This window comes from Arthrobacter pasteuri (genome assembly GCF_054510955.1).
The window spans coordinates 28,211-42,949 of record NZ_JBTNDO010000005.1 but is presented as its reverse complement, the minus strand read 5'-3'; the positions used below and the strand labels follow the sequence as shown (position 1 = coordinate 42,949).

Sequence of the window (14,739 nt, the reverse complement as noted above, 5' to 3'; positions counted from 1 at the left end):
AGGACGCCGGCCGGACATCCTCCGAACCCGGGCCGCAGCACGCGACGGCAGGTAGCAACGTATGGGCCCCCGAGGTCAGGAACCGAACGAATCCACGGATGACGCAGTCTGGCAGGACCTCGTGGCGCGCCTCGAAGGAACCTCTGCGGATCCCCCGGGGCCGAACGCCTCCGGTTCCTCCGCCGCCGAACGGACGGACCCGGACGGTGGCGTCGGCCGGGGACGGACCGATGCGCGCGGCGAATCCGGGGCCGGCGGACCCACGGACCGCGAGCGTGCCGACGCGATCTTCCGCAACCAGCCCTTCCACCCCAGCGGGCCGCGGGACTCCGCGCCCGTCGAGCCGGAGGACGACGAGGGCTTCACACCGGAGGAGCCCCCGCCCCTCGGCTCGGGCGACCCCCTGACGGTCCTCGCCTGGATCGGCGCGGCGGGCGGGCCCATCCTGCTCCTCCTGTTCGCCATGTTCTGGCGGAACGCGCCGCTGGCGGCCACGCTCGGAGTCCTGGCGATCTTCCTTGCGGGTGCCGGCTACCTCGTGACGAAGCTGCCGAAGAACCGGGACATCGGGGACGACGGCGCGGAGGTCTAGCGCTGCCCCTCCCGGTGGGCCGGTGACCGGTCAGGTTCCGCTGCGGGAGAGCAGGCGGGACAGGTCCGCCGCTCCGATCAGCCCGGCCTCGGGCCCCAGGGCCGCGCGTTCGATGCGTGCGGCCGGGCGGAAACCGCGGCCCGTCAGGTTCCTTCCGAAAGCCCGCCGGGCAGGCTCGAGCAACAGGTCGCCGGCGGCGCTCAGGCCGCCTCCGATGACGAACGTGCCCGGATCCAGGGCGGCGGCCAGGTTGGCCAGCCCCAGTCCCAGCCACTGCCCGACGTCGTCGACCAATTCCCGCGACGCCGGGTCCCCCTCCATCGCGAGGCGGGTCACGAGCGCGCCCGTGATGGCCGCGCCGTCGCCCTGAGCCGCCGCGATGATCGCCTGGGCCACCGGGGAGTTCGCTGCGGCAAGTTCCCGTGCCTCGCGTCCCAGCGCGTTCCCCGAGGCGTACTGCTCCCAGCACCCGCGGTTGCCGCACTCGCAGCGGTGGCCCTGGGGCACGATGATCTGGTGTCCGAACTCCCCCGCGACGCCATGCCGACCGCGCTCCACGCGCCCGCCCAGGATCATCGCGCCCCCGATGCCGGTGCCGAGGGTGACGCAGACGAGGCGTGACTCCCCGCGGCCCGCGCCGAACCGCCACTCGGCCCAGGCAGCGGCGTCGGCGTCGTTCACCACGGTCACGCGCCGCCGGAGCAGTTTCTCGAGGTTCCGCCGCAGTGGCTCGTTGCGCCACGCGAGGTGCGGGCTGAACAGGACGGTGCTGTTGGACAGGTCCATCCACCCGGCCGCCCCGATGCCGATCGAACGGATCCTGTAGTCCGCGGACAGCTCCCGGACGAGGTCGGTGATCACGGATTCGACCGCGCGTGGATCCTGACCCGGGGTTGCGCGGCGCGCTTCGGCGAGGATCTGCCCGTGGACGTCGACCACGCCCGCTGCGACCTTCGTCCCGCCGATGTCGACGCCGACCGAGAGGCCGCGCCGCGAGGGATTCGGGAAGGTGCTGCGCGCGGCCCGTGCGGTCAGCGGGCCGTTGCCGCGCCACGCAAGACCGTATTCGGTGCGCAGCCGACGGGCATGGGGGCCGGCCGCCTCGGGCATGATCGGCATACGGTCCTTCCTCGTCCTGTTCCTCGTCCTGTGCTGCGCGATGGCGCGCCGTCGTTACCGATTCGTACAGTACTGGAAGGTAATTCGAGCGGGTAACCCTATAGTCTGAAGCGACCGGTCAAGGTGATACCGAAGGAGTTATCGTGCGCGACATCAGCGTTCCCGTCCTCGTGGACGTCCCCCGCCGGAGCAACATCACGGACCTGGTGGTCCGGCAGGCGGCGAAGCCCTCCAATCCGGCGCTGTTCGCCGTCAAGGGCGCGTCGGGCGAGTGGAAGGACATTTCGGCCACGGAGTTCCGCCGACAGGTCGAGGACATTGCGAAGGGCCTGATCGCGTCGGGCGTGCAGCCGGGCGACCGCGTGGCGATCATGGCACGTACGCGGTACGAGTGGTCGCTGGCCGACTTCGCCGTCTGGTTCGCGGGCGCGGTCTCGGTTCCGGTCTACGAGACCTCCTCCCCCGCGCAGGTGGCGTGGATCCTCGGTGATTCCGGGGCCGTCGGTGCCTTCGTCGAATCCGCCCGCCACGAGGACGTGGTCCGCCAGGCGGTGACGCTGGGGACCATCGGGTCCCTGCAGCACGTCTGGCAGTTCGACGGCGACGGACTCGACACGCTGCGGACCGCCGGGGCAGGCACCGACGAACAGGCCCTCTCCGACCGCCGTGCCTACGCCGGGCTCGACGACGTCGCGACGATCATCTACACCTCCGGCACCACCGGAAAACCCAAGGGCTGCGAGCTGACGCACGGCAACTTCGTGGACCTCTCCGAGAACGCCGCTGCCGCCCTTCCCGAGGTGGCGCACGAGGGTGCTCAGACGATCATGTTCCTGCCCCTGGCCCACGTCTTCGCGCGGTTCATCTCCGTGCTGTGCGTTGCGGCCGGCGCCACCGTGGCCCACACCCCCGACGTCAAGAACCTGCTCCCGGACCTCCAGAGCTACCAGCCGACGTTCATCCTGGCCGTGCCGCGCGTCTTCGAGAAGGTGTACAACAACTCGATGCTGAAAGCCGAGGACGGCGGCAAGGGCAAGATCTTCCACGCAGGGGCCGACGTGGCCATCGCGTGGTCGAAGGCCGAGCAAACCGGCAAGATCCCGCTGGGCCTTCGAGTGAAGCACGCCGTCTTCGACCGGCTGCTCTACGGCAAGATCCGCACCGCAATGGGCGGGCGCGTGCAACACGCGGTGTCGGGCGGTGCGCCCCTGGGAGACCGGCTCGGCCATTTCTTCCACGGTATCGGCCTGCTGGTGCTCGAGGGCTACGGCCTGACGGAGACGACCGCCCCCATCACGGTGAATACCCCGAAGCGCGTCAGGATCGGCACGGTGGGTGCTCCGCTCCCCGGCAATGCCGTGAAGATCGCGGACGACGGCGAGATCCTCACCAAGGGTGTCTGCGTCATGAAGGGCTACTTCAACCGTCCGGACCTCACCGACGAGACCTTCGTCGACGGGTGGTTCCGGACCGGCGACATCGGTGAGCTGGACGACGACGGGTTCCTCCGCATCACGGGCCGCAAGAAGGAGATCATCGTGACGGCCAGCGGGAAGAACGTCGTCCCGGCGATGCTGGAGGACGCCATCCGGTCGAACGCCCTGGTCTCCCAGTGCGTCGTGCTCGGCGACCAGCGCGCTTTCATCTCGGCGCTCATCACGCTCGACGAGGAGGCGCTGCCCGGCTGGCTCGAGCGGCACCACCTGCCGGCCGGGACCACGACGGCCGAAGCCGCCGTGCATCCGACGGTCCTCGCCGAGGTCCAGCACATCGTGGACACCGCCAATACGACGGTGTCCCGCGCGGAAGCCATCAAGGAGTTCCGGATCGTCCCGACCGACTTCACGGAGGCGACCGGCCACCTGACACCGTCCCTCAAGATCAAGCGCGCCCAGGTCCTCACGGACTACGCGGACATCGTCGAGTCGATCTACGCGCCGGCCACCGTCTAGGCGATCCGGCTGACTCCGGCGAGGCGTCAGCCGGTCCGAAGGGACAGCAGCGCGTTCTCGATTACCTCGGTGAGTGCCGGGTGGATCCAGTACTGGCCCCGCGCCATGGTGTGCGCGTCGAGGCCGAAGGACATCGCCTGGATGACGGGCTGGATGATCACCGAGGCCTCATGGCCGAGGATGTGCGCCCCGAGGATGCGCCCTGTCGACTGCTCGGCGATGAGCTTGGCGAATCCCTGCGTGTCCTCCATCGCCCACCCGTACGCCGTCGAGCCGTAGTGCTGGACGGCGGTGACGATCCGCGTTCCCGACGCCTCGGCATGGGCGAGGGCCTCCTCCTCCGTCATGCCGACGGAGGCTGCCTGCGGGTGCGAGAACACCGCCGCGGGCACGAAACGGTGGTCGCTGGCGCGGAGGGCGCCGGGGTGCAGCAGGTTGTGCGCGACGACCTTAGCCTCGTGGTTCGCCACGTGCTTCAGCTGGTGCGCGCTGCTCACGTCACCGAGCGCCCACAGCCCCTCGACGGGCTCCCCGTGGCGGAGGACACGCTGGTACTCGTCCACGGCCAGGCGGCCGTCGTCGTGCAGGTCCAAGCCTGCGTCTGCTGCCCCGATCCCGTCGGTGTTGGGCGTGCGCCCGACGGCCATGAGGACGACGTCGACCTCGATCTCCGTCGGGCCGGCCGGCCCGTTGAGGCGAGCCGTCACACTGCCGTCGTCGTTCGCGACGATCTGCGTGACGTCGGTGTCCAGCCGGAGGTCCCACTGGTGGGCGGCCTGGCGCGTGAACGCCTCGGACACGGTCGCGTCGAGATGCCGGAGCATGCCGCCGGAGCGGACGGCGAGGGTGACATCGGTTCCGAAGGCGCCGAACACGTGGGCGAACTCCGCCGCCACGTATCCGCCGCCGACGATCAGCAGGCGGCGGGGCAGCTCGTCCAGGCGCATCACGGTGTCCGAGGTGTGGACCTGGGGCAGGCCGATGCCAGGGAGCCCGGGCAGGACCGCCCGCGACCCCGCCGCGATGACCAGCTGGTCCGCGGTGATGACATCGCCCGAAGGAGTCTCGAACGACTTCTCCCCCGTGAGCCGTACGTACTCCTCGATCAGGGTCACGTTCTCGAGCTCGTCCGCGCGGTAGTCCCTCCCGCCACTCGAGATGGCATCGATCCGGGTGAAGATCCTGTCCCGGATGTCCCTCCAGCGCACGCCGTCGAGGGCGAGGTCCACCCCGAGTCCTGATGCTTCCGCAGTCGCCGATGCCAGCTGCGCCGGGTACACGTACATCTTCGTGGGGATGCACCCCACGTTGAGGCAGGTACCGCCGAAGGTACCGCCCTCGACAAGGACCACCTTCCGGTCATCCCACGCGGGCGAAATGAGCGTATTCCCTGAGCCGGAGCCGATGATTGCGAGGTCGTAGTGGGTCACACGACGCAGTCTAGCCGCGCCCGCCCGCCCGGTCGGCGGGAAGGGCGGACGCGGCAGGCCGTCAGGCGGGGGTGATGATGAGGAGGAGGTCTCCGCCCTGGGCGGGTTGGACGCCGGTGAAGGTGGTGCGGTGGATGGTGCCGGTGATGGGGGTGGTGATGTTGGCTTCCATCTTCATGGCTTCGATGGTCGCGACGGTGTCTCCTGCGGTGACGGGTGTTCCTTCGGTGAGGGTGATGGTGACGGATCCGGCGAAGGGTGCGGGGATGTGGCCGGGGGTGGCGGGGTCGGCTTTCTCGGCGGTCTTCACGTTGCTGGTGATGGCCCGGTCGCGGACGGTCACGGGCCGCATCTGCCCGTTGAGGGTGCACATGACGGTCCGCATGCCCTTCTCGTCCGGGTCGGACACCGCTTCGAGGGTCGCGATGAGCCGGACGCCCTTGTCGAGTTCGATGACGTGCTCGGTGCCCGGCTGCAGGCCGTAGAGGTAGTCCGCGGTGCCCAGCACGGACACGTCCCCGTAGGTGTCCCTCGTGGCGGTGAAGTCCCGGGCGGGCCCGTTGAAGAGCAGGGTGTTCAGCGCTGTCCGGCGTTCCTTCGGCGTGCCAGCGAGTTTCTTCTCGTCGTCGGCGGTGATCTCGGCGTCGCGGGGTTTGAGTTCCCGGCCCTTGAGGGCCTTGGTCCGGAAGGGTTCGGGCCACCCGCCGGGCGGGTTGCCGAGCTCCCCGTTGAGGAACCCGATGACCGAGTCCGGGATGTCGTAGGCCTGCGGGTTGGCTTCGAACTCCTTCGGGTCGGCGTTGGAGCCGACGAGGGCCAGGGCGAGATCACCGACGACCTTTGAGGACGGGGTGACCTTCACGAGCCGGCCGAGGATCCGGTCCGCGGCGGTGTACATGTCCTCGATGGCCTCGAAGCGTTCCCCGAGCCCGAGGGCGATGGCCTGCTGCTTCAGGTTCGAGAGCTGACCTCCGGGGATCTCGTGCCGGTACACGCGCCCTGTGGGTCCGGGCAGCCCGGACTCGAAGGGTGCGTACATGCGCCGGACGGCCTCCCAGTAGGGCTCGAGCGCGCACACGTTCCCGAGGTCCAGGCCGGTGTCTCGGGGCGTGTGGGCCAGAGCCGCGACCAAAGCCGAGGCGGAGGGCTGGCTGGTCGTCCCGGCCAGGGGCGCACTGGCGACGTCTACGGCGTCCACCCCGGCGTCCACCGCCGCCAGCAGGGTGGCGAGCTGGCCACCGGCGGTGTCATGGGTGTGCAGGTGAACCGGCACCTCGAAGCGTTCCCGCAGGGCGCTCACCAGTCGCGCCGCTGCCGCGGGGCGCAGCAGCCCGGCCATGTCCTTGATCGCCAGGATGTGCGCGCCGGCGTCCACGATCCGCTGCGCCAGCTCCAGGTAGTAGTCCAGGGTGTAGAGCTTCTCCGCGGGGTCGAGCATGTCCGCGGTGTAGCAGAGGGCGACTTCGGCGACCGCGGTCCCGGTGGCCCGCACCGCCCGGATCGCCGGTTCCATCTGGGACACGTCGTTCAGGGCGTCGAAGATCCGGAAGATGTCGATCCCCGACGCCGCGGCCTCGGCCACGAACGCGGTCGTGACCGCTTCCGGGTACGGGGTGTACCCGACGGTGTTGCGGCCGCGCAGCAGCATCTGCAGGCAGATGTCCGGGATCTGGCGGCGCAACGCGTCCAGGCGCTCCCACGGATCCTCCCCCAGGAACCGCAGTGCCACATCATAGGTCGCCCCGCCCCACGCCTCCACCGACAGCAGGCCCGGCGTCAGCGCCGACACCGCCGGCCCGGCCGCGGTCAGGTCCCGGGTCCGCACCCGGGTCGCCAGCAGCGACTGGTGCGCGTCCCGGAACGTCGTATCCGTCACCGCCACCGCCGTCTGCTCCCGCAGCGCCCGCGCGAAACCCTCCGGGCCGAGTTCCAGGAGGCGTTGCCGGCTTCCCGGCATTCGCGCCTCGCGCTGGCCATTAGTGTCGGCTTCAGGGAGTGCGGGGAGTTTCTCCCGGGGGTCCAGGTGCGCCGGCCGGGCCCCGTTGGGCTGGTTCACGGTCACGTCCGCGAGCCAGGTCAGCAGTTTCGTGCCCCGGTCCGCGGGGATCCGGGCGGTGAGCAGTTCCGGGCGTTCGTCGATGAACGACGTCGCGACGTTCCCGGCGATGAAGTCCGGGTCATCCAGGACCGCCTGCAGGAAGCTGATGTTCGTGGACACCCCACGGACCCGGAACTCCGCCAGGGCACGCCGGGCACGGGTAACGGCGGCCGGGTAGTCCCGGCCCCTACAGGTGAGCTTGACGAGCATCGAATCGAAGTGCGGGCTGATCTCCGCCCCCGCGTACACGGTCCCACCATCCAACCGGACCCCGGCGCCACCGGCCGACCGGTACGCCGAAATCCTGCCGACGTCGGGGCGGAACCCGTTCGCCGGGTCCTCCGTCGTGATCCGCGACTGCAGGGCAGCACCGCGCAGCGTCACCGTGTCCTGCGACAGGCCCAGGTCGGCCAGGGTCTCCCCGGCCGCGATCCGCAGCTGCGACTGGACCAGGTCCACGTCGGTGACTTCCTCCGTGACGGTGTGCTCGACCTGGATGCGCGGGTTCATCTCGATGAACACGTGCTGACCCGCGCGTTCGCCGACGGTGTCCACCAGGAACTCCACCGTGCCTGCGTTCACGTACCCGAGTGCGGTCGCGAACTTCACCGCGTCCCGGTGAAGTGCCTGCCGGATGCCCTCGTCCAGGTTCGGGGCCGGGGCGATCTCGATGACCTTCTGGTGCCGGCGCTGCAGTGAGCAGTCCCGCTCGAACAGGTGCATCACGTTCCCGTGCGCGTCGGCGAGGATCTGCACCTCGATGTGCCGGGGCCGCAGGACGGCCTGTTCCAGGAACATCGTCGGATCCCCGAACGCGGACTGCGCCTCCCGCATCGCGGCCTCCAGAGCCTCCGGCAACGCCTCCCGCGTATCGACCCGGCGCATGCCCCGGCCCCCGCCGCCGGCGACGGCCTTGGCGAACACCGGGAACCCGATCTCCTCCGCGGCCGCGATCAGCTCACCGACATCCGCGCTCGGACGCGAGGACGCCAGCACCGGGATGCCCGCCGCCCGGGCGGCGTCCAACGCCTTGACCTTGTTCCCGGCCAGTTCGAGCACATCAGCGGGAGGGCCCACGAAGGTGATGCCCGCATCGGCAGCCGCCCGGGCCAGGCCCGGGTTCTCCGACAGGAACCCGTAGCCCGGGTAGATCGCGTCACAGCCGGCGTCCTTGGCGACCCGGATGATCTCGTCGATGTCCAGGTACGCCCGCACCGGGTGGCCTTCCTCCCCGATCAGGTACGCCTCATCGGCCTTCTGCCGGTGGATCGAATTCCGGTCCTCCTGCGGGAACACCGCGACCGTCTTCGCCCCCACCTCATACCCGGCCCGAAAAGCACGGATGGCGATCTCGCCACGATTAGCTACCAGAATCTTCGAGAACATAACGCTCCTGCATCCTTGCGGGTCGGGTCCTGCACGCTGGCTCGATCCTACCCGGCCTACCCGGCGCGTCCACGGTGCATGTCATCCTGCTTCACGACCGCATGGAAGCCGCGGATTCGCGGGCCGGGGCCGGCCCGGGCGCGTGCACCGATCACCCTAGAATGGGGCGGGGGCCGATCCGCGAGCCTCGGTGTCCGCCAGAGATAGGTAGAGGGTTATTCCGTGCAGGTAGTGAGCATCAGCAGCCTCAAAGGCGGCGTGGGAAAGACGTCGGTCACCCTGGGGCTGGCCTCGGCCGCACTGGCAGCAGGGGTCCCCACACTCGTCGTCGACCTCGATCCCCATGCGGATGCCACCACCGGACTGGCGGTCCGACCGTCCGACCAGATCGACGTCGGGCGCCTGCTGAAGGACGCGCGGCGCGGGGACCTTGCGGCCAACACCGTCCCGAGCGGCTGGGTGACCACCGCCGCGCGACTCAGGGCATCCGGGCGGTCCACGCTCGATGTCGCCATGGGCTCCGCCTACTCCGGTATCTACGACCGGCCGGACCTCGGGCGGCGCGACCAGCGCAGGCTGGCAACGCTTCTGTCCCGCGTGAAGGGGTACAGCCTCGTCCTGATCGACTGCCCTCCCTCGCTCAACGGCCTCACACGCATCGGCTGGACCGCGAGCAACAAGGTCCTCCTCGTCGCTGAACCCGCCCTGTTCTCCGTGGCGGGCACCGAACGGACGATGCGCGCCCTCGAGCTCTTCCGCCGGGAGTTCGCACCCGACCTGCACGCGGCGGGCATCGTGGCGAACCGGGTGCGGCCCACGTCGAACGAGCATGCGTTCCGCCTCGGCGAGATGCGGCAGATGTTCGGCGACCTGCTGCTCAGCCCGACGATCCCGGAGCAGGCCAACTGGCAGCAGATCCAGGGCGCTGCCCACTCCGTGCACCACTGGCCCGGGGATTCCGCCCAGCAGTCGGCAGGTTACTTCGATGAACTGCTGAGGAGCGTCCTGGATTCGGGCAGGATGCGGAGTCGCACCGCCAGGCGGGCATGATCCGGCGAGCGGTAGGAACGGCCCGGAGGTAGGGATGGGCCCGGAACTGCGAAGGAGCGGGCCCCTCGGGGCCCGCTCCGTCGTCTGCTAGCTGATCTTGCGTGTCACGCGGCGCTTGCTGAGCTCGTCCCCGGGGAATTCCTGGTCGGGGGCGTGCTCGCTGGGAAGGGCCGCAAGGCTGCCCTCCACTTCGCGCCAGACACGGCCGACGGCGATACCGAAGACGCCCTGCCCGCCCTGCACGAGGTCGATGACCTCGTCCGCCGATGTGCATTCGTACACGCTGGCGCCGTCGCTCATGAGGGTGATCTGGGCGAGGTCCTCGACACCGCGCTCCCGCAGGTGCTCGACCGCGGACCGGATCTGCTGGAGTGACACGCCCGTGTCGAGCAGCCGCTTGACCACCTTGAGGACGAGGATGTCGCGGAAGCCGTAGAGGCGCTGTGTGCCGGAGCCGGAGGCGCCGCGCACGGCGGGTTCGACGAGGCCGGTCCGGGCCCAGTAGTCGAGCTGGCGATAGGTGATGCCCGCGGCCTTACAGGCGGTGGGGCCGCGGTATCCGGCGTCCTCGTCGAGGACGGGGAGGTCTTCCGTGAACAGCAAGCCCTGGGCGCTGGGCGGGACACCCGTGCCTGCCGGGCTGGCTGCCTTGCCGGCGTCACCCTTCGGACTCACGTGTTGCCTCCTCGTCGGGTTCCCGGGGAAAAATGCCGGCTGGGCGGGACCTCAGGATGTGCACTCAAGTGTGCCCCGAGTCCCCCACGCACGCAATGGGAACTGTATCCTTCGACGTTAGATCCCGTGAGGGGCAAGGTCAAAGATGCTGGGCCGTAAGAACGGCCGTGTCGCCGGCCGCCCGATCGGCGCCCGCGCATCGCAGGCCCGCCACCGCGCCGTAGGGGACGGGCAGCGTCAGCGCTCGAAGTCCTCGGGCTCGACGTCGGCGAGGAACTCCCGGAACTGGAGGACCTCCTTCTCGGCCGTCTCCTCGGTGTCGCCGTCCTCCGTCTCCTCGGCGTCGGCATCCGCTATCTCGACGCCGGCCAGGGCCAGGACCTCGTCCGCACAGTAGATGGGGCAGGGTACCCGCAGTGCGATGGCGAGGGCGTCGGAAGCCCGGGAACTGACCGTCACACCGTCGCTGAAGACGAGTTGCGCGTGATAAACCGTGTCCTCCACGGAGGTGATGCGCACCTCGGAGATCGTCTTGCCTGCCGCTGCGACCACGTCGACCAGGAGGTCGTGGGTCATCGGCCGCGGCGGCACGATGCCCTGCTGGACGAAGGCGATGGCGCTGGCCTCCGGGGCCCCGATCCAGATCGGCAGGTGCCGCTCCCCCGCGGTCTCGCGCAGAAGGACCAGGGGCTGGTTCGACGGCAGTTCTATCCGCACGCCCACCACTTCTACTTCGATCACGGGAAGCCGCCTAACTGTCCATTCGGGCTATATGGCTGTGCACGAGGGCGCTGTGCAGACCGAGGCAGAGTTCGCTGATCTCACGCGCCGTCTCGGCTGCACGGGCCTTCGATGCGACGTCCTTGCGGGATGCGACAGGAGCGACGACACGCTCGACGAGCCCCAGTTCCCGGTCCGCAGCGGCCCGGAAGGGCCTCAGGTGGCGGGGTTCGATCCCGTGGCTCTCGAGTTGCACGCACGCCTTCGTGATCTTGAGGGCGTGCTCGTCGAAGCGGTTGTCCACGGCGGTGATCAGGCCGAAGCTCACGAGGTCGTCGACGAGCCGGCGGGGTGCGCCGGCCTCGGCGGCGAGCGTCTCCGCGGTGAGCCGACGGCCGTGCGCACTGAGCTCGCGGGACAACTGGTCCGACACGACGCGCGGCGATAGTGTCATGCCGCCGGGCAGTGACTCGGGCCGCTCTCCGCGGTCGATCGCGTCGACGTAGTCCTTGATGACCTTCAGGGGAAGGTACTGGTCACGCTGCAGGGCCAGGACGAAACGCAGGCGTTCGACGTCGTGCGCCGCGTACTTCCGGTACCCGGCGCGCGTCCGCTGCGGGGAGATGAGGCCCTTCTCCTCGAGGAAACGGATCTTGGAGGCCGTGACCTGGGGGAAGTCCTCGGCCAGCTCGCGCAGGACCTCACCGATGTTGAGGACACCGGTGCCGGAGGAGCCGGAAGCGATGCCGGCCGGCTGGCGGGCGGGTCGGGAAACAGGCATGAACCGGACTAGGCCTGCGCTGCCGTGTGCCGCGGCGCCCGGCCGGACGTCTTGCGCGCGGCGTAGAAGGTCAGCCGGAACTTGCCGATCCGCACCTCGTTGCCGTCGCGCAGGGCGACACTGTCCACGCGGTCGTTGTTGACGTACGTGCCATTGAGGCTGCGGGTGTCCACGACGACGAAGCCGCTGTCGGTCCTTCGGAACTCGGCGTGCTGGCGGGACACCGTCACGTCGTCGAGGAAGATGTCGGCATTCGGGTGGCGCCCGGCCTTGGTGACGTCCTCGTGGAGGAGGAACCGCGCACCGGCGTTCGGTCCGGAATGGGCTATCAGGAGGGCGGAGCCCGCCGGGAGTGCGGCGACGGAGGCCTGCTCCTCCCGTGTCAGATGTCGCTCGATCTCTTCCGCGGCGGAGTACGGCGGCAGACTGATCGACGTTGTTTCAGGAGACGTCATGTTCGGCTCTTCTCCTTTTCCGGATCGATTCACGTTGCGTACCATCGGTCTTCCTCCCCCTGCTGCGCGGTATGCCCGGTTGTCGCCGGCCGTACCGTCCCCGCTGACTTCGCCGGGCAGTTCTAGCCTACCTGCTGGGAGTAGTCGGCTGAACTCAGGAGGTCCTGGACCACGGAGGGATCGGAGACCTTGATCTCCAGCAGCCAGCCTTCACCGTAGGGGTCGGAGTTGATCAGGGACGGGTCGTCGTCGAGCGCTTCGTTGCGCGAGACGACCTGGCCGGTGACGGGTGCGTAGATGTCGCTGACGCTCTTGGTCGATTCGACCTCGCCGATCACGTCGGCGCCCGTCACGCTGGTGCCCTCCTCGGGCATCTGCACGTAGACGACGTCGCCGAGCGCGTCCTGGGCGAAATCGGTGATGCCGACGCGGACCGTGCCGTCGATGGCGGGCTCGCTGACCCACTCGTGTTCCGCGGTGTAGTAGAGGCCATCGGGAATGTTGCTCATGGTTGCCTTTCGGACGCGCGGTCTTCAGCGGCGGCGGACGGCCGCCGGGTACTGGTCGAGTATAGGCATATCCGGCGGACACGTGACGCGCCTCTCACACGGTCGGTGATGGCGGGCTGCCACCGGCCCGGACATGCAAAAGGCCCGTCTCCTCCGGCGGATTGCCGGTGGAAACGGGCCCTGCAGTGTCGGGATGACAGGATTTGAACCTGCGACCCCTTGACCCCCAGTCAAGTGCGCTACCAAGCTGCGCCACATCCCGATCGGCCCGTCCAGCAGGCCAAACCACTCGGATAACAATACAGCATTCTCCGGGTGGATCCGCACACTGGGACGGTGTCAGCGCTTGCGGCTCCGCTTCTCGCGGACGCGCATACTGACCTCGATGGGCGTGCCCTCGAAGCCGAACGTCTCGCGGAGGCGGCGGGTGATGAAGCGGCGGTAGCCGGGGTCCAGGAATCCCGTGGTGAACAGGACGAACTTCGGCGGCCGGCTGGAGGCCTGCGTCCCGAAGAGGATGCGCGGCTGCTTGCCGCCGCGCACCGGGTGGGGGTGCGCCGCGACGAGCTCACCCAGGAACGCGTTGAGGCGGCCCGTGGGGATGCGCCGGTCCCAGGACTCGAGTGCGACGTCGAGGGCGGGCACCAGGCGGTCCTTGTGCCATCCGGTCAGGGCCGAGATGTTCACGCGGGGCGCCCAGTCCACGTGCGCGAGGTCCTGTTCGATCTCGCGCTCGAGGTACCGGCGGCGCTCGTCGTCCAGCAGGTCCCACTTGTTAAAGGCCAGCACGATCGCCCGGCCGGACTCGATGGCCATGTTCAGGATGCGGATGTCCTGCTCGCTGAGCACCTCGTCGACGGCGAGAAGGACGACGGCGACCTCGGCCTTCTCCAGCGCCGACTGGGTGCGCAGTGAGGCGTAAAAATCGGCGCCCTGCTGCATGTGCACCCGGCGGCGGATGCCTGCGGTGTCCACGAAGCGCCAGGTGCGGCCTCCGAGTTCGATCATCTCGTCCACCGGGTCGCGGGTGGTCCCGGCCAGGGGATCGACGACGACGCGGTCGGAACCCGCCAGCTTGTTGAGCAGGGAGGACTTGCCGACATTGGGTCGCCCGATCAGGGCGATACGCCGCGGCCCGCCGGACCGCTCGATGCCGCCGTGCTCCGAGAACTCCGGGAGGATCTCGTTGACCTTGTCCAGCATGTCGGCCGTGCCGCGCCCGTGGAGGGCGGAGACCGGCCAGGGCTGACCGAAGCCGAGTCCCCACAACACCGAGGCATCCGCCTCGTTCTGGATGTCGTCGACCTTGTTCGCCACGAGGATGACGGGCTTCTTCTTGCGGCGCAGCATGCGCACCACGGCCTCGTCGGTCGCGGTGGCGCCGACCGTCGCGTCCACGACGAGCAGCACGGCGTCGGCCATGTCCACGGCGATCTCCGCCTGGTCGGCGACGCGGGCAGCAATGCCCTTCGCGTCCTGCTCCCAGCCTCCCGTGTCCACCAAGGTGAAGTTGCGGCCCGACCACTGCGCCGGGTAGGACACCCGGTCGCGGGTCACTCCGGGGGTGTCCTCGACGACGGCCTCACGGCGGCCGAGGATGCGGTTCACCAGAGTGGACTTGCCGACGTTCGGTCGCCCGACGATGGCCAGGACGGGGTTGAGCCGGCCCTCTGCCTCGTCGTCGTAGTCCTCGTCCTGCCGGGCGAGGAGCGCGGCATCCTCGTCGTCGAGCTCGTAGTCCTCGAGCCCGGCACGCAGCGAGGCGGCGCGCTGCTCGGCCTCGGCGTCGTCGAGGGTATCGAGCACCTCGCTGACATGGTCCTCGCCGCTCGGCTCGTAGTCCTCGTCGGCGCCCTGGGCCGTCGCATTCGGCGAAAGGTTCTCGCTCATCTTGTTTCCTTCGGTTGGTGTTCACCGTCTCCCGACGGTAATCCTGGTGGGCTCACGCCCGAATACTTGCGGTGGTGCCCTG

General features: G+C 69.4%; 12 protein-coding genes and 1 tRNA gene. 3 read left to right on the top strand and 10 right to left on the bottom strand.

All coding sequences use genetic code 11. The features are described from left to right. Window positions 1-61: 61 nt before the first annotated feature. The gene (locus ACX80H_RS15610; protein WP_459314321.1) at window positions 62-592 is read left to right on the top strand and encodes a hypothetical protein; all 531 of its coding nucleotides are present in this window, start codon (window positions 62-64) and stop codon (window positions 590-592) included. A gap of 30 nt (window positions 593-622) precedes the next feature. On the opposite strand, the gene ACX80H_RS15605 is transcribed toward ACX80H_RS15610, so the two are convergent. Beyond that, on the bottom strand, window positions 623-1,702 hold the full coding sequence (locus tag ACX80H_RS15605) for an ROK family glucokinase (RefSeq protein WP_459314411.1): 1,080 nt from the start codon (window positions 1,700-1,702) through the stop codon (window positions 623-625). A gap of 152 nt (window positions 1,703-1,854) precedes the next feature. On the opposite strand from ACX80H_RS15605, the gene ACX80H_RS15600 reads away from it, so the two are divergent. Next, window positions 1,855-3,663 carry an AMP-dependent synthetase/ligase gene (locus tag ACX80H_RS15600; RefSeq protein ID WP_459314320.1) on the top strand — a complete coding sequence of 603 codons (1,809 nt, stop codon included), beginning with the start codon at window positions 1,855-1,857 and terminating at the stop codon, window positions 3,661-3,663. A 26-nt stretch (window positions 3,664-3,689) separates the two neighbouring features. Here ACX80H_RS15600 and ACX80H_RS15595 read toward each other — a convergent pair whose 3' ends face one another. Next, the gene (locus tag ACX80H_RS15595; protein ID WP_459314319.1) at window positions 3,690-5,093 is read right to left on the bottom strand and encodes a mycothione reductase; all 1,404 of its coding nucleotides are present in this window, start codon (window positions 5,091-5,093) and stop codon (window positions 3,690-3,692) included. A gap of 61 nt (window positions 5,094-5,154) precedes the next feature. Further along, window positions 5,155-8,577, bottom strand: a complete 3,423-nt coding sequence (locus tag ACX80H_RS15590; RefSeq protein WP_459314318.1) for a pyruvate carboxylase — start codon at window positions 8,575-8,577, stop codon at window positions 5,155-5,157. Between the two features lie 222 nt (window positions 8,578-8,799). Between ACX80H_RS15590 and ACX80H_RS15585 the strand changes: the two genes are divergently transcribed. After that, on the top strand, window positions 8,800-9,627 hold the full coding sequence (locus tag ACX80H_RS15585) for a ParA family protein (RefSeq protein ID WP_459314317.1): 828 nt from the start codon (window positions 8,800-8,802) through the stop codon (window positions 9,625-9,627). An 87-nt stretch (window positions 9,628-9,714) separates the two neighbouring features. Here the strand turns inward: ACX80H_RS15585 and ACX80H_RS15580 are convergent, their stop codons facing one another. The 7 genes from ACX80H_RS15580 to der all read right to left on the bottom strand — a co-directional run bounded on the left by ACX80H_RS15580 (window position 9,715) and on the right by der (window position 14,657). Then, window positions 9,715-10,302, bottom strand: coding sequence for a MerR family transcriptional regulator (locus ACX80H_RS15580; RefSeq protein ID WP_301228512.1), 588 nt, complete (start codon window positions 10,300-10,302; stop codon window positions 9,715-9,717). Between the two features lie 237 nt (window positions 10,303-10,539). Next, window positions 10,540-11,043, bottom strand: coding sequence for a bifunctional nuclease family protein (locus ACX80H_RS15575; RefSeq protein ID WP_301228514.1), 504 nt, complete (start codon window positions 11,041-11,043; stop codon window positions 10,540-10,542). Between the two features lie 10 nt (window positions 11,044-11,053). Continuing rightward, complete coding sequence (gene ftsR / locus ACX80H_RS15570; RefSeq protein ID WP_459314316.1) at window positions 11,054-11,803, bottom strand: transcriptional regulator FtsR; 750 nt, start codon at window positions 11,801-11,803, stop codon at window positions 11,054-11,056. A gap of 8 nt (window positions 11,804-11,811) precedes the next feature. After that, the gene (locus ACX80H_RS15565; protein WP_459314315.1) at window positions 11,812-12,258 is read right to left on the bottom strand and encodes an FHA domain-containing protein; all 447 of its coding nucleotides are present in this window, start codon (window positions 12,256-12,258) and stop codon (window positions 11,812-11,814) included. 122 nt (window positions 12,259-12,380) lie between these two features. Further along, complete coding sequence (gene gcvH, locus ACX80H_RS15560; protein WP_459314314.1) at window positions 12,381-12,767, bottom strand: glycine cleavage system protein GcvH; 387 nt, start codon at window positions 12,765-12,767, stop codon at window positions 12,381-12,383. 188 nt (window positions 12,768-12,955) lie between these two features. Beyond that, window positions 12,956-13,029: transfer RNA gene (locus tag ACX80H_RS15555), tRNA-Pro, on the bottom strand. A gap of 77 nt (window positions 13,030-13,106) precedes the next feature. After that, on the bottom strand, window positions 13,107-14,657 hold the full coding sequence (der, locus tag ACX80H_RS15550; RefSeq protein ID WP_459314313.1) for a ribosome biogenesis GTPase Der: 1,551 nt from the start codon (window positions 14,655-14,657) through the stop codon (window positions 13,107-13,109). Window positions 14,658-14,739: the final 82 nt, after the last annotated feature.